Annotated in this window: 18 protein-coding genes; 10 read left to right on the forward strand and 8 right to left on the reverse strand. The window is 47.0% G+C overall.

Annotation, left to right across the window (positions count from 1 at the left end):
• Window positions 1-4 precede the first annotated feature (4 nt).
• Genes thiS through MTBPR1_RS15750 form a run of 4 tightly spaced genes read left to right on the forward strand, consistent with a single transcriptional unit; the run spans window position 5 to window position 2,041 of the window.
• Window positions 5-256, forward strand: a complete 252-nt coding sequence (gene thiS, locus MTBPR1_RS15735; RefSeq protein WP_069189992.1) for a sulfur carrier protein ThiS — start codon at window positions 5-7, stop codon at window positions 254-256.
• Between the two features lie 5 nt (window positions 257-261).
• Window positions 262-570 (forward strand): hypothetical protein, encoded by a 309-nt coding sequence (locus MTBPR1_RS15740; protein WP_126465301.1) that lies wholly within the window; start codon window positions 262-264, stop codon window positions 568-570.
• Complete coding sequence (locus MTBPR1_RS15745; RefSeq protein WP_069189994.1) at window positions 567-1,274, forward strand: ABC transporter permease; 708 nt, start codon at window positions 567-569, stop codon at window positions 1,272-1,274. Before MTBPR1_RS15740 ends, MTBPR1_RS15745 begins: the two co-directional genes overlap by 4 nt.
• Complete coding sequence (locus MTBPR1_RS15750) at window positions 1,271-2,041, forward strand: ABC transporter ATP-binding protein (RefSeq protein ID WP_069189995.1); 771 nt, start codon at window positions 1,271-1,273, stop codon at window positions 2,039-2,041. Before MTBPR1_RS15745 ends, MTBPR1_RS15750 begins: the two co-directional genes overlap by 4 nt.
• Before the next feature lie 9 nt (window positions 2,042-2,050).
• Here the strand turns inward: MTBPR1_RS15750 and MTBPR1_RS15755 are convergent, their stop codons facing one another.
• The 6 genes from MTBPR1_RS15755 to MTBPR1_RS15780 form a co-directional block, all read right to left on the reverse strand.
• Entirely contained in the window at window positions 2,051-2,683 is a 633-nt protein-coding gene (locus MTBPR1_RS15755; RefSeq protein ID WP_069189996.1) for a response regulator, read from the reverse strand.
• Between the two features lie 177 nt (window positions 2,684-2,860).
• Window positions 2,861-4,594 (reverse strand): PQQ-dependent methanol/ethanol family dehydrogenase, encoded by a 1,734-nt coding sequence (locus MTBPR1_RS15760; RefSeq protein WP_069189997.1) that lies wholly within the window; start codon window positions 4,592-4,594, stop codon window positions 2,861-2,863.
• Window positions 4,595-4,752: 158 nt separating this feature from the next.
• Complete coding sequence (locus MTBPR1_RS15765) at window positions 4,753-5,694, reverse strand: quinoprotein relay system zinc metallohydrolase 1 (protein ID WP_069189998.1); 942 nt, start codon at window positions 5,692-5,694, stop codon at window positions 4,753-4,755.
• Entirely contained in the window at window positions 5,691-6,455 is a 765-nt protein-coding gene (locus tag MTBPR1_RS15770; protein ID WP_069189999.1) for a quinoprotein dehydrogenase-associated SoxYZ-like carrier, read from the reverse strand. Before MTBPR1_RS15770 ends, MTBPR1_RS15765 begins: the two co-directional genes overlap by 4 nt.
• A 17-nt stretch (window positions 6,456-6,472) precedes the next feature.
• Complete coding sequence (locus MTBPR1_RS15775) at window positions 6,473-7,378, reverse strand: substrate-binding periplasmic protein (protein ID WP_205631261.1); 906 nt, start codon at window positions 7,376-7,378, stop codon at window positions 6,473-6,475.
• A gap of 39 nt (window positions 7,379-7,417) precedes the next feature.
• On the reverse strand, window positions 7,418-7,726 hold the full coding sequence (locus MTBPR1_RS15780; protein WP_069190000.1) for a hypothetical protein: 309 nt from the start codon (window positions 7,724-7,726) through the stop codon (window positions 7,418-7,420).
• Window positions 7,727-7,889: 163 nt separating this feature from the next.
• Between MTBPR1_RS15780 and MTBPR1_RS15785 the strand changes: the two genes are divergently transcribed.
• The 5 genes from MTBPR1_RS15785 to MTBPR1_RS15805 are packed head-to-tail and all read left to right on the forward strand — an operon-like array spanning window position 7,890 to window position 12,112.
• The gene (locus tag MTBPR1_RS15785; protein WP_069190001.1) at window positions 7,890-9,062 is read left to right on the forward strand and encodes an ABC transporter substrate-binding protein; all 1,173 of its coding nucleotides are present in this window, start codon (window positions 7,890-7,892) and stop codon (window positions 9,060-9,062) included.
• Between the two features lie 7 nt (window positions 9,063-9,069).
• Window positions 9,070-10,038, forward strand: a complete 969-nt coding sequence (locus MTBPR1_RS15790) for a PQQ-dependent catabolism-associated beta-propeller protein (protein ID WP_069190002.1) — start codon at window positions 9,070-9,072, stop codon at window positions 10,036-10,038.
• Window positions 10,039-10,782, forward strand: a complete 744-nt coding sequence (locus MTBPR1_RS15795; RefSeq protein WP_069190003.1) for an ABC transporter ATP-binding protein — start codon at window positions 10,039-10,041, stop codon at window positions 10,780-10,782.
• Window positions 10,779-11,576 (forward strand): ABC transporter permease, encoded by a 798-nt coding sequence (locus MTBPR1_RS15800; protein WP_069190004.1) that lies wholly within the window; start codon window positions 10,779-10,781, stop codon window positions 11,574-11,576. Before MTBPR1_RS15795 ends, MTBPR1_RS15800 begins: the two co-directional genes overlap by 4 nt.
• On the forward strand, window positions 11,573-12,112 hold the full coding sequence (locus tag MTBPR1_RS15805) for a rhodanese-like domain-containing protein (RefSeq protein WP_069190005.1): 540 nt from the start codon (window positions 11,573-11,575) through the stop codon (window positions 12,110-12,112). Before MTBPR1_RS15800 ends, MTBPR1_RS15805 begins: the two co-directional genes overlap by 4 nt.
• Here the strand turns inward: MTBPR1_RS15805 and MTBPR1_RS15810 are convergent.
• A complete protein-coding gene (locus tag MTBPR1_RS15810; RefSeq protein WP_069190006.1) occupies window positions 12,102-12,638 on the reverse strand; it encodes a hypothetical protein in 537 nt (178 codons plus the stop codon). The genes MTBPR1_RS15805 and MTBPR1_RS15810 overlap by 11 nt on opposite strands.
• A gap of 98 nt (window positions 12,639-12,736) precedes the next feature.
• On the opposite strand from MTBPR1_RS15810, the gene MTBPR1_RS15815 reads away from it, so the two are divergent.
• Window positions 12,737-13,078, forward strand: a complete 342-nt coding sequence (locus MTBPR1_RS15815) for an SEL1-like repeat protein (RefSeq protein ID WP_126465303.1) — start codon at window positions 12,737-12,739, stop codon at window positions 13,076-13,078.
• 89 nt (window positions 13,079-13,167) lie between these two features.
• On the opposite strand, the gene MTBPR1_RS15820 is transcribed toward MTBPR1_RS15815, so the two are convergent.
• Entirely contained in the window at window positions 13,168-14,757 is a 1,590-nt protein-coding gene (locus MTBPR1_RS15820) for a Na/Pi cotransporter family protein (protein ID WP_069190008.1), read from the reverse strand.
• Window positions 14,758-14,893 lie beyond the last annotated feature (136 nt).

Raw genomic sequence — 14,893 nt, forward strand, 5'->3', positions numbered from 1 at the left:
ATTTATGAAAGTTACATTGAAGTTATATGCGCAATTGGGCAGTTTCCTGCCTGAAAGCAAATCCGGCAATGAAGCGGAAATTACGCTTGAGGCGGAAAAAAGCGTGCGCGGTTTACTTGATGATTTTGGTGTACCACCAGAACATTGCCATCTTGTGTTGGTAAATGGTGAATATGTTGAACCCAGTGCGCGCGAAGAACGCCTGCTGGAAGAAAATGATCATTTGGCCGTTTGGCCACCAGTTGCCGGGGGCTGATTTTTTTGAAAACGGTCGAATTTAAAAGTGAAATGGGCACAACGCATAAGGATTTCTTGCGCCTATTACCCAGATCGGTTCCCGATGCCACCATTGAATATAGTGGCACTGCGCAAGATGGCGCGCAGATCATCGTTGAAAATGCCCCGCTTGGACGCATTGAGGTGGAGCTTTCGGCTGAAGGGGAGCGCCGCATTGCCTTGCTGGCCTTGCCCGTAACCCATGTGGTTTTTCGTTTTTTTAATGTAGATGAAGATGTGGCAAAGGTTGAACTTGATCGCATGGCGAAATATTTCCAGCGTGGTGGCGGATGAGTGAGATCTGGGCAGCTATTCAGGCTGCAGGATCTTTGATTATCGGCTTTGATGCGAAACTGATGGAAATCGTCCAGCTTTCGCTTGAAGTCAGCCTTACCTCTGTCTTTATTTCTGCACTCATTGGGCTACCTGTTGGGGCGGGCCTAGTTTTATTACCTATCAGGGGAAAGCGCGCCGCTGTAGTGTTGCTGAATGCCTTGATGGGCTTGCCGCCTGTTGTTGTGGGCTTATTGGTATATCTCTTGTTATCGCGCTCAGGCCCCTTTGGGGTCTTTGGCCTGCTGTTTACCCCAACAGCCATGATCATTGCCCAAGTCCTGCTGATTACACCAATTATTGCTGCACTCACCCGCCAAGTGATCCATGAGCTTTGGGGGGAATATCAAGAACAACTCCAATCATTGGGCTGCACAAGATGGAGTGCCATCCCGACCTTGTTATGGGATGCGCGTTTTCAATTGATGACGGCTATTCTCGCCGGTTTTGGTCGCGCAAGTGCTGAAGTCGGTGCGGTGATGATTGTTGGGGGCAATATTGACCATGTCACCCGTGTCATGACCACAGCCATTGCTTTAGAGGTGAGTAAAGGCGATCTCGCCCTTGCGCTTGGTCTTGGGATTGTCTTAATCAGCCTGTCACTTACCATTAATGCCGTGGCCTTTATCCTTGGTGAATGTGCAAAACGGAGGCTTGGCGCATGAGTACGATCCTGCCCCTAAAGGTGAAAGATGTTAATTTCATCGCAGGTGATAAACGCCTGATCAAGGATATGAATTTTCAGGTAAAAGCCGGTGCACGTGTTATGGTGCTTGGGGCCAATGGGGCTGGTAAAAGCCTGTTGTTGCGCATTTGCCATGGCTTGTTGCCAGCCTCATCTGGCGAGGTTTTCTGGAATGGGCAGGCAGGCTTTCCCAAAAAGGTTAGAAAGCATCAGGCCATGGTGTTTCAACGCCCGGTCTTGTTGCGCAGAACAGCGCTTGCCAATATTGAATATGCTTTAAAACGCCAAGGCATCCATCGCTCAGAACGTCGCGATATGGCTTATGCGGCAATGAAGAAGGTCGGGCTTGGACGTTTGGCAGAACAGCCCGCACGTGTTTTATCGGGTGGAGAGCAACAACGTCTTGCCATGGCGCGTGCATGGGCCATTCAGCCCGAAGTGCTTTTTTTAGATGAGCCTTGTGCAAGCCTTGATCCCAGTGCGACCCATTCTATTGAAGAAACCATTGAAGCCTTTGTTGAAAAGAAAACAACCATCATCATGACCACCCATGATTTGGGACAAGCCAAACGATTGGGCAGTGATGTGATGTTTATGCATCGTGGTCGTGTTTTGGAAAAAGCCAATGTGAAGGACTTTTTCACCTCGCCACAAAATGACTTGGCTCAGGCCTTTGTGAAAGGTGAGCTCCTGTGGTGGAAACGCAAAGAGCCTTATCCCGGTGGCGGGATGAAGATGGGCCGTTAGAGCCCGCCCCTAAAAGTCGAGGTTCTTGGCTACAAGAACAGCTTGTGTACGGCTGTGAACACCCAATTTGCGCAAGATCGATGAAATATGTGCTTTAACAGTCGATTCTTTGATGTTGAGCTCAAAAGCAATAATCTTGTTGGGTTTACCCATGGTGAGAAGTTGCAACACACCTAACTCTGCAGGTGAGAGCAGGGCTGCTTTTTCTTTAAGCTCATCATCCATGCGGCGTTTATCTTCAATGGCGGCGGCCAGCTCTGGCGGCACGAAGGATTTACCTGATAGTACAGACTCAATCGCCTCGCCAATGCGTTCTTTTGAAGATGATTTTGGGATAAAGCCCAAAGCGCCACAGGTGAGTGCGCGTTGGATCACATCAGGGCTTTCTTCTGCAGAAACAATAACCACAGGCAACATAGGCGCGTGATTGCGCAGGGTGAGCAGGCCTGAGAAACCTTCTGCACCGGGCATGTTGAGATCAAGAAGAACCATGTCCAGATCATCATCGCTTTGGGCTGTTTCTTTGGCAGAATCCAGATCGGAGACTTCTACGATTTCCGCATCATTCCAACGTTCATCAATGACTTGACGCAAGGCATCTCTAAACAAAGGATGGTCATCAGCAACGAGGAATCTGTACATTTTTGTTACCTTTAGGCAGACGTAAAGAAGAGTTTTTCTTATTTTTATTCAAAATACTTTATAGCAGTTTGTAGATTGTATCTACAATTACAATGATTTTTTGGAAATAGAAAAAGGGTAATGCCGATTTGACATTACCCTTTTCCATAACAATGTATGCATTAAATGCATTCTTGCTTATTTGGTGAGTTTGAATACCCAAACGCTACCACCTTGGTTAAGGTTTTTGATGCGCTTAGCAACATCACCACCCCAAAGTGGAACCGCACCACCCCAGCCGGAAACAACAGCGATATACTGCTCACCGTCTTGAGACCATGTGATTGGAGAAGCAACGATGCCTGAACCAGTTTGGAATTTCCAAACTTCTTTACCTGATTCTGCATCAAATGCTTTGAGGTAACCTTCAGGCGTACCAGTAAATACCAGTTCGTCTGTTGTCATAACACCACCCCAAAGCGGTGCATTGTTGCGGTATTCCCACTTGATTTTACCTGTGCGTGGGTCGATGGCTTTCAAAGCACCGATATAGTCGTCAAACAATGGTTTGATTGTGAAACCAGCACCGAGGTATGCAGCACCTTTTTTGTAAGATACTGGCTCGTTCCAAAGGTCCATGCCCCATTCGTTTGAAGGTACGTAGAACAGCTCTGTTTTCGGGCTGTAGGCCATTGGCATCCAGTTTTTACCACCAAGGAATGATGGGATAGAGAAGATAGCTTTACCTTTTTTACCATCTTTAGACTTCGCAGGGTCACCCGCGCGGCCTGTAGATGTATAGTTTGGACGACCTGTCTTGATGTCGATAGATTTCGCCCATGTAATGTCTTTAACGAACGGTGTTGCGTTTTGCAGCTTACCGTTTGTGCGATCAAGTACATAGAAGAAACCGTTACGGTCAGCGGTTGCTGCCAGTTTCTTGCCATCAAGGTTGTAAGAGACAACTTCGTTTACACCGTCAAAGTCCCAACCATCATTTGGTGTTGTTTGATAGTGCCAGTTGATTTCACCAGTATCGATGTCGATTGCCAGACGTGAGGCCGTGTAAAGGTTATCACCTGGGCGCAAGTGTGCGTTCCATGGTGCTGGGTTACCTGTACCGAAGAACAGCTGACGTGTTTCTGGATCGTACGTACCGCCGAGCCAAGTCGCGCCGCCGCCCCATTTCCACATGTCACCAGGCCATGTCGCGTTTTTCGTACCTGTCATGGTGCCTTCTTTACCGTTGAGAGTGCCCATGTGGCCTTCAACAGTTGGACGAGACCAGATCAGTTTACCTGTTTTTGCATCGCGGGCTTCAACTTTACCAACGATACCGAATTCACCACCAGATACACCGGTGACAACTTTGCCTTCAACGATCAAAGGTGTCGCTGTCAAAGAATAACCAGCTTTATAATCGCCAACTTTCTTTTTCCACTTAACTTTACCAGTTTTGGCGTCAAGTGCGATGATTTTGGCATCAAGTGTACCAAAGTAAACCATGTCTTCATAAAGTGCAGCACCACGGTTGATCACGTCACAACATGGCATGATGCCATCTGGAAGACGTGCATCATACTGCCATAGTTCTTCACCTGTTTTCACATCAATGGCGAACAGGCGAGAGTAAGAACCTGTTACATACATAACGCCATCAGCAACAAGAGGCTGTGCTTCTTGACCGCGTTGTTTTTCACCACCAAAAGAGAATGTCCAAGCTGGAACCAGTTTGCTGATTGTTTTTTTGTTGATCTGGTTGAGCGGGCTGTAGCGTTGCGCTTGCAAGCCCATACCGTCCGTTACAACTTGTGACGTGTTTTTGTGGTCATTAAGAATTTCATCGTTTGTGACGCCCGCTTGTGCGTCAGATGCAAATGCGGAGATAGCCAACCATCCCATAGCCGCAGTTGCCAACAGTGCCCGTTTCATACAGTTCTCCCTTTCGAGGGTATTGAGAATTAAAACCTTAGGTGAGTTAAGCCTCTCCCATGCCTAGAACTATGCGTAAAATGGCCCGTTATGAACAATTGGCAATAAGTCTAATTTGGTTTCTAAGGGGTTGAAGTGATGAAAAAACGCATTCAACTTTAGTCTAAGTCTTGGGCAATCAAGGGCAGAGTCTCATTGACAATGTCGGGCCACAGGTGAGAAACAGAGCGATAAAATTCATCGCGGTGAAGATCAAGTGACTTGAATTCTTCAGGTGTTTTAAGGCGCAAGACTTCTGTCATCTCAAGACCGTCTTTCGCGGCTTGTTTCAAGGTGGCTTCCAACCATTTTAGATAACGCAATGTTTGCTCAAGCGATGCTCCATCTTGATCAATGGGCCCATGACCGGGAACAACGGTTTTAAAACCACTGTTCATCAAGATATCAAGGGAATCGTACCAGTTATGGAGATGGGCGTGAGGCGTTGTTGCCGTGCGATTATAAAAGGCGAGATCGCCAGCAAATAACACACCTGTTTGTTCATCCATAATGGCAAGGTCGCCTTGGGTATGACCGTTTAGCGGTAAAAAACGCAAACTACGCCCCGACATCACCATTTTTGAGCTGCTGATGGCTTTGGTTGGCAGTTTAAGTTCCGTATCAATCATCCAATCACCCACCATATGGAACATATTTTCAAGCAAGCCGTCACCTTCAACCTTAATGGCTTCAATCGTTTCGGGCAGTGCGTAAATCTCGCTATCAGGAAAAGCGGTATTTCCCAAGAAATGATCGGGGTGATGGTGGGTAATGATAACGGAGGTCACAGGTTTGGGCGTAATGGTGCGAATGGCTTTGCGCATTTGCAGGCCGTATCGAAGTGAAGGGCCGCTATCAATAACAATCACCCCGTCGGTTCCGATAATAAAACCCGTATTGACGATGTTACCGCCATTTTCACGGTTGAAATAGTCCGTTGAACCGATAAAGGCATAAACGTTTTGGGCGACTTTTACGGGGCTGAGGCTATAGATCAGTTCCTTGGCCTGTGCGCTATTGATCCATGAAATCAGGCTCAGTGCGATGAGGAAGAATTTCATTGTGTCTCTACCTTAATGTCAAAGTCATTACCGTTGTTATCGCGCCCCGTTACACGAAGCGGGCCTGATGATTTTGGCAGCTCAAATGTAAGAACCGGGTCTTCGCTGACGGGTTCTTTAGGCTCAAAACGGGCCAGAAGTTTGTCATTTTGGTCAAACACATTGACCTCTTCTATAATGAAGGTGGCGACATTGCCGGAAAGCCCCGTATCCATGGGGTGGCGAATGCGCAGGCGCAAACGGTTATAGCCATCTTTTTGCGCCCAGACTTTTCCTTGCACTTCAAGCAAGTGATCTGACCAATCAGAAGACGCCATCTGTACACTTGGCGCAGCACAGCCCCCGCCATCAGCGCGCACAAAGGAACCAGTCATATGCCATTTGCCATCGGGTGTGCGTGCAATCGCATGAATGACGCTGCCTTCATTAAGTTTTACCCGTGTGGCAAAATAGGGTTTTGCGGATTTTGGGTAAAAACGTGCAGCAATGGGGAAAGGATTTAAATCTGTCATTAAGACGATTTCTTCAACTTTGCCCAAGGCACTGGCATCAACCGAGACAGGCACCTGAAAATTATCTTCCGCATCCAAGGGGACGTAGATCTTAATACGGTTATCGATGCTGATCTCGGCTTTTTCACCAAAGGTATCTTCAGCAAGGTATTCCCACATGGGGGATTGCCACGGGTCTTTTGGGATGCTGCCGGCTTGGGCGGTTGTGGCCCATAAACCCAAGGCGCAAAGTGATAAAAGTTTTCTCATGGCATGCACTCTTAACCTTAATTATAAAAACTGGCTGGCGGTGGGCTATAGCTCAGGCCGTGGGCTTTAAAAATGTCTTTAATCTGCCCGCTTGTGACCATCTCACCTAAGATATCACCAACTGCGTAGCCGAGCTGGCGGTAGGTGTTTTTCACCGCCGCTCCAATGAGCCAGTTATCTTTACTTAGGCCCGGTGTCGGGACTTTTCCAATCTGATAGGCTTTTTTATGGGAGCCAATGGCGCCTTCCACAATGCTGCGTGGGCCCATCAAACCAAAAGTCTTGCCTTTGATCATGTCAGCGGCTGCTTCATAGGTGGTGGTGTAATGAAGCAGCTTTTCACGAATGCTGCCGCCAAAGGCCCCAGACAGATACATATCAGCCAAGGAGTCGAGCTCCACACCGATATTTTCAAAACGATAGACCGCCAAGGTGGCATCTTTACCAACCTTTTTAATATCACGTGCCAGCACCATATCTTCGCGATAATAAGGGCCAAACAGCACAACAAGGTCGTTGCGTTTTGCCAAAAGGGAATCATAGGGCACATGCAGCATGATATCGGCAACTTGCCCGCCCAGATAATGGCCTTTCCAGATGGCATTGCGCAGATCATCATCGACATTTTCATCTGCGGTCTGTTCAATCAGATTGAGGCGCACATTCAGAGATTTGGCAATATGTTTGGCGATATCAACATCAACACCCTTAAGCTTGCCTTTTTCTTTATAGGAAAAGGGCGGGAAATCGCGATAAACCGCGATGGAGATTTCGCCTTTTTCCTGAATTTCATCAAAAGAAAACGCAAGCCCTTTTTGAGGACTCGCGCATGCAAGTATTAACAGGGAGGTTATGGGAATTAAATGGTTAGGGAATAACCTAATCAGCTGCTTCATTGCTGATTGATAAAAATATGTTAGCACTTGCAAAAAACTTTTCATATTCGACTTTAGACCAGTTTATTAATTACGCGAAAGGCAGTTGATGGTGTGCTTGCCCGTGATGGTGACCGTGCGATCCCACGGTGTGAAAATTTGGCAGAGCTCGCGCACATTTTTCACCCACCAGATATTAATGTCAGCACCGCGCTCTTCATTTTCAAAATTAATTGTTTTAGTGGTGTTGGAGGCAAGGGTGCCACCGCCGCCAATGGATGCGACTTTTATTTTGTGGGCAGACTTATTTTCAATAAGAAGCTCACCCGCAAAACTATAAGAAGGCAGGTTTAAAATAAAAGCGATCAAAAAGGTGGCGGCAATTCGTTTTGTCATGACGTCACTTTGTGGGTTGTGAAAATGTAAATGCGCTTAAAGCTCAGTTCTATTTATTTTACCCGACTATAGTCGAAAACCTATTCGACAAAGGTCGGATTGCGGCTATGGGGGGCGGCTTGGTCTAATATGGTAAATTAAAGAACTGTTTTGAGGCTTAAAAATGTTTGTTAAACGCATCGCTTATGCGTTGTTATTGTCTTGTGTTTCCCTTGGTAGCGCGATGGCAAAAGAGAAAATGGAAATCTCAATTGCTTTTATCTCTCAAGAGGTTGAACGCCCGCCTGTGTTATCAAACCTGATTGAAGAACCTGATGATTTGGGTCTTCAGGGTGTGCGCGTTGGTCTAAAAGATAACAACACAACGGGGCGCTTTTTAAAACAACATTTTACCACTAAAGAAGTCCTCGTGCCTGAAGATGGGGATGTTGTGGGCGCTGTAAAGCAGCTTGTTGAACAAGGTCATGACCTTTTTATCTTGGATTTACCGTCTCATTCTTATGAGGCCGTATTGGAAAAAATCACCCATAAGAACGTGCTGTTTTTTAATGTGCGCGCACAGGATAATAAGTTTAGGCAAACGGCTTGTGATATCCGCGTGCTCCATACCATTCCCTCGCGCGCCATGCTGACAGATGCTTTAAGCCAGTTTTTGGTGAAGAAAAAATGGAATGAATGGTTCCTTATTTCTGGTCAGCGCAAGGAGGATCAGCTTTTTGCCGCCTCAATCAAACGCTCAGCCCTGAAATTTGGTGCAAAGATTGTGGAAGAAAAAGTCTGGGATGGCGGGCGTGATGCACGTCGCACAGCCCAAGCTGAAGTGCCGCTTCTCACCCAAGGTGAAGACTATGATGTTTTGATGGTGGCTGATGAGTTGGGTGATTTTGGTGAATATCTCATGTATCGCACTTATGGCCCCCGTCCTGTTGCGGGTACGCAAGGGCTCTTTCCCACGCCTTGGTATTGGACGGTGGAACAATGGGGCGCTGCCCAGTTGCAAAAGCGCTTCTTCAAAAAAGCCAAACGCCATATGACGGGGCGTGATTATGCCGCGTGGGCAGCTGTGCGCACCATTGGGGAAGCCGCCACGCGCACGAAATCAAACAAATATGAAACACTCAATGCCTATATCCGCAGCCCTGACTTTCAACTTGCCGCCTTTAAAGGGCGCAAGCTTTCCTATCGTTCATGGAATGGGCAGCTAAGACAACCCATTGCGCTAACCGCAGCCCATTCCTTGGTGGCCCAACCGCCCCTTGAAGGCTTTATGCACCAAACAAATGAACTTGATACACTCGGTTTTGATAAGCCGGAAACAAAATGTAAACTGGATTAATACTGATATGAGAAAACTTCTTCTTTCTAGCGTTTTAGGGCTGGGCCTGTTGGCATCCTTTAGCGCACATAGTGCAACGGTTTATGTCTCAAACGAAAAAGACGATACGGTGTCGGTAATTGATAGTGACACCATGAAAGTGGTTCGCACTTTTGAAGTGGGGCAACGACCGCGCGGTATTATCCTGAGCCATGATCATAAAAAGCTCTTCATCTGTACGTCTGATGATGACACGGTTGAGATTTATGATGCGGCCACAGAAAAGAAAATTGGTGAGCTGCCATCTGGGGCGGACCCAGAGCTTTTTGCCTTACATCCTGATAATCGCCGCTTGTATATTGCCAATGAAGATGATGCGCTGACAACGGTTGTGGATGTGGAAACATCTGAAGTTATCGCCCAAATCGATGTGGGTGTGGAGCCCGAAGGCATGGCGGTAAGCCATAACGGCAAATGGGCCATTACCACATCTGAGACCACCAATATGGTGCATTGGATTGATACGGCGAAAAATGAGCTGTTTGAAAATACCCTGATTGATGCGCGCCCGCGTTATGGTGTGTTTGAAAAAGATGACAGTCTGCTTTGGGCCTCTTCTGAAATTGGTGGCACGGTTTCTGTGATTGAAACGGAAAATTTCACCATTAAGAAAAAGATTAAATTTGCGATCAAAGGCATTCATCAAGACCGCGTGCAGCCCGTGGGGATGCGTTTAACTAGCGATGGTAAATATGCCTTTGTGGCGCTTGGCCCGGCTAACCATGTGGCTGTGGTAAACCGCAAAACCTATGAAGTTGAAAAATATATTCTGGTGGGCCGTCGTGTCTGGCATATGGAATTTTTACCGGGTGAGAAGCAATTGTTGACCACAAATGGCGTGAGTGGTGATGTGACTTTGGTTGATGTGGAAAAGCAAGAAGCCATCAAATCGGTTAAAGTCGGTCGATATCCATGGGGGGTGGCAGTTAAGCCGTAAATGACAAAGCAAACAGAGGTCTTTTCAGTTAATGGGCTTTCCTATTCCTACGGGAATGGGAAGGCCGCTTTGCGTGATGCGTCTTTTTCCATTGAAAAGGGGAGCTTTACCGCCTTGTTAGGGCCAAATGGGGCGGGCAAATCCACGCTTTTTTCCATAGCCACTGCCTTGATTAATGCCGATGCGGGCGCGCTGAAAGTCGGCGGAGTTGATATTGTTGGTAATTCTCGAAAAGCCTTATCAAAAATGGGCATCGTCTTTCAACAGACCACCCTTGATCTGGACCTGAGCATCTTACAAAACCTGCGTTATTTTGCGGCCCTGCATGGGCTTGCCAGAAAAGTCCGGGATGAGCGCATTGAAAAAGAACTGGTCCGCCTTGATCTTTATGAGCGCCGCCATGAAAAGGTCCGTTTGCTCAATGGTGGGCATAAACGCCGTGTGGAAATAGCACGGGCCTTGCTGCATAAGCCAGAAATTTTATTACTTGATGAAGCAACCGTCGGGCTTGATGTGCCTTCACGAAAAGCCATTGTTGAACATGTCCATCGCCTGTGTAAGGAAGACGGCGTTGGCGTGTTATGGGCAACGCATCTGATTGATGAAATCAGCCTTGATGACCATGTTGTGGTCTTGCATCAAGGTGAAGTTAAAACAGCACAACCTGCCCAAATGATGGTGCAACAATATGGTAGTCTTGATCAGGCTTTTGCCCATTTTACTGAGGTGAGGCAAGCTTCATGAGTGCCTATTGGGTCTGTTTCATCGGGGTGATTAATCGGGAATTACTGCGGTTTTTGCAGCAAAGGGAGCGGTTTTTTGCCGCCCTTGTGCGCCCGTTAATGTGGCTGTTTGTTTTTGCTGCGGGCTTTCGCTCTGCCCTTGGGGTCTCAATTATCGAGCCTTATGAGACTTATATTACCTATGAGGTCTATATCATTCCTGGCCTGATGGGGATGATCCAGCTTTTCAACGGGATGCAAAGCTCGCTTTCCATGGTTTATGACCGTGAAATGGGCTCTATGCGGGTGTTGATGACAGCGCCCATGCCGCGCTGGTTCTTGCTTTCAGGCAAGTTAATCGCCGGAGCTTTGGTCTCGATCTTACAAGTCTATGTTTTCTTGCTTATCGCTTTTGCTTTTGGCATTGAGTTGCCCCTTGAAGGATACTTTCGGGTTTTTCCCATCCTGATTATATCGGGTGTCATGCTCGGCGCTTTGGGTATGGTGTTATCCTCATGGATCAAGCAGTTGGAGAATTTTGCCGGCGTGATGAACTTTGTCATTTTCCCGATGTTTTTTCTCTCCTCCGCGCTGTATCCATTATGGAAAATTGCCGAATCAAGTGAGCTGCTGGTGGAACTGTGCCACGTAAATCCCTTTACCTACGCGGTTGAGATGATCCGTTTTGCCCTTTATGGCAAGTTTAACGAGATGGCTTTTGGCATCACTTGTGGGGCAACGGTTCTATTTATTATGGTCGCTATTATGGGCTACGATCCTGCAAAAGGAATTTTGCAAAAAGGGCCGCGTAAATGAGGTGGCTCGGGCTTGTTGTTCTTTTGTTAAGTGCGTGCGCACAAACCGTGCCTTTGCCTGAGGGCTACCGCATGAACCGCTATAAAGCACCTGTGCCAAACCATGTGCCGGGCGGGCGCGTTCTCACGGTTGCTCAGGCAAAGGAACTGCATGAAAAGGGCTCAGCGCTTTTTATTGATGTGATTGGTTCTGGCAGTTTGTTAACTGAGGGCATTGATGGGGAATGGCTGCGTGTGCGCCCCCGCCATAGTATCCCCAATAGTCTCTGGTTACCTGATGTGGGACGCGGGGCTTTAACGCCTGCCCAAGAGCTCTATTTTTCAAAAAGCCTGAAGGCGATTACAGGTGATAATAAGCAAAAGTCGCTTGTGTTCTTTTGCTTAAAATCCTGCTGGATGTCGTGGAATGCGGTGAAACGCGCTGCACATCTGGGCTATGAAAATCTTTATTGGTTTTCACAAGGAAGTGATGGCTGGGGCGCTGGGGGGCATTTGCTGAGTGAAATTGCCGCCTATCCACGCAAAGCTACTCAATAAGCAGGGTGGGGAACTGCACGCTGTCAGCTTCCATCTCATCAATTTCATCATGTTTGATGGGATGCATATCGTTATCTTCCGGTGGGGAAGCAATGACATTAAGGTCCACGCCATAGACCGTGCCTTTTAGGCCATGATCGGTTTTTTGCAGGATGTAATAGCGCCCATTATAGGGATCAATGCCATATTCATTGGCTTTTCTTGCGATAAAGAGCAGGTCATGTTCCAGCGATCTGAAATCTGTCTCGGTGATGGTTTTGGTAAGCTCATAAGGATAGGGCTGGCGACAATAGAGGTCTTTGGTCTCATAACAGCGAAACGGGCGCATGGATAAGAAGAAATCACCAAAAAGTTCTTCCTGATAGGTGATTTTATAGTCATATCCGGCTTGTGCCTTTTCAAAGGAAATGGTGGCGATTGCTAATTTCTTGTGGCTTTTGTCTTCAAGGTAAATGGTTTTTTGTCCGCTAAAAGCATGGGCGTTTAGGGAAGCAAAGAGGAATAAGAAAACGAATACATAGCGCATGACAGACCTTTCGCATTTTTTAGGGTTAAATCGTAAAAAAACGCCTGCGTACTTTCAATTGGCAAAAGGTCTACTTAAATGAAGATAGGTAATGGGAGATGAATATGTTTCGAATGATGATGTTGTTATGTTTTGTTATTGCAGTAAATTCCCCGGCTTTGGCCCAAGGGTTTGGTGAGAAAGACAGCCAGAAACATTCAATGATCACTTCGCTTAAAGCTTATGCCGTTTATAAGATGGGGCAGTATGACGAGGCTTACGCGCTGTGGCTTCCTATCGCTGAGGCTGGAAATACAACAGCCATGATCAATATCGCAAATATGTACCTTCAAGGCCAAGGTCGCGCAGTTGATATTGCAAAAGCAAGGGCTTGGCTTTTAAAAGCACAAGAGGCTGGGGATGAGCGCGCAGCTGAGCAATTGCTTGAAATAGAAGGGTAGATCATTATTTTGTAATAAACGTAACGGTTTAAAATGAAATAATCTACCCTTTGCTATCGGCATTTGATCGTATTTGTGGTAGAAACTCTTTAATGAATAAACCTATAAAAATCACGTAACAGGGATATCAAGGGGCGGTTATCCCCATCTACAAGAAGGCGCTCAGCCCCATGTTGGGAAATTTGTGCCGCATCATGGGTGATGGATGATTTCATATTTAAAACTTTATGGGCCAGTTCCACATCTTCATCATGTAAAGCCTGTAAGGCCAACCCAAGTGCTTCATCAACCTTGCCGTGGAAGGATTTGAGAAGGTGGGTTGTTTGTGGGCTGACAACGATTTTTTCTTCAATGCGACGTTTGCCGATTTCGACAAGGTCGCGCTCAATAAGATCGCCAATATTTTCAATATGGTTGGCCGCAGACATCAGTCGCACAACCTCGCGCATATCCGTATCGCCAAGGGATTGAGAACCGATTTGACGGACATATTTGATGATGGACATATGAAGCTGGTCCACATTGTTATCCAGATCAGCCACCTTATCCAAAGTGCCGCGCGTGCCGCTTAGGGTCGCAGGTAAAATAGCTGTCATCATCTTTTGGACATGTTTGCCCAGCTCGCCAATTTCCATGCGCACGGCATTGAGCGCGATGGAGGGGGTCGAAATTAAATCTTCTTCAAGGTATTTCGGTTTGACCGAGATGGCATTTTTATCAGCCTCAAGCGGGACAAGCCGTTCAACCAATCTTGCAAAAGGGGTAACAAACCAGATAAAGAGGAACGCGTTTGCAACGTTAAAAATGGTATGGGCATTGGCAATATCACGTGCCGTGCCGCTTTCTTCCCCGCCAATATCCCTGACCACCGCGGCGAGTTGATCAACAAAGCCAATCCATAACAACACACCGGCAATATTAAACAGCACATGCACAACAGCAGCGCGGATGGCCTCGCGTGGTTTACCGATGGAGGCGAGCATGGCTGTGACACAGGTTCCCACATTAGCCCCGAAAATGAGGGCAATCCCACCGGGTAAACTCAGTAAGCCTTGGGTAGCAAGCGCAATGACAATCCCGGTTGTGGCAGAAGAAGACTGAACAAGTGCGGTAAAGGCTGCGCCCACCAAAAGCCCAAGAAACGGATTTTCCATGGAGACCATCAAGTCAAGGAAGGGCTCAAAACTGCGCAGTGGCTTCATGGCTTCTGACATAAGGTTCATGCCTAAAAAGACCATGCCTAAGCCCATGAGCATATTACCATATTGCTTAAACTTATCGGCCTTGCCAAAAAAGAACATGAAGAAACCCACAGCGACCATGACCATGGCAAAATGGGTGATCTTAAAGGCAATGATCTGGGCTGTAATGGTGGTGCCGACATTGGCCCCCATGATGATCCCAACCGATTGGGAAAGCTTCATCAAGCCAGCACTGATAAAACCAACGACAAGTACGGTGGTCACCGATGAGGATTGAATAATCGCTGTGACAAAGGCTCCTGTGAACATCCCCATAAAACGGTTTGAGGTCAATTTCGCCAAGATGGTCTTCATCTTTTCACCGGCAACCGCTTTTAGGCCACCAGAGAGTTGTTCAAGACCAAAAAGAAAAATTGCCAGACCACCAGCAAGTCCTGCTGTGATATTAAAGATGTCTAGTTCTGCGCCATTTGCCATGAGTTGTCCTCAGCTTATGTAAGATTTGTCTTGGAAAAGGTAACTTAATATGTGGTATGAGGCAAGAAAACTGGATAAAAAGCTTGTTTTTAAGGTGGCTTTGGGTTTGCCTTACTCAAAAATATCCATTTTGTTT

It is taken from the genome of Candidatus Terasakiella magnetica, from assembly GCF_900093605.1.
GTDB lineage: Bacteria > Pseudomonadota > Alphaproteobacteria > Rhodospirillales > Terasakiellaceae > Terasakiella > Terasakiella magnetica.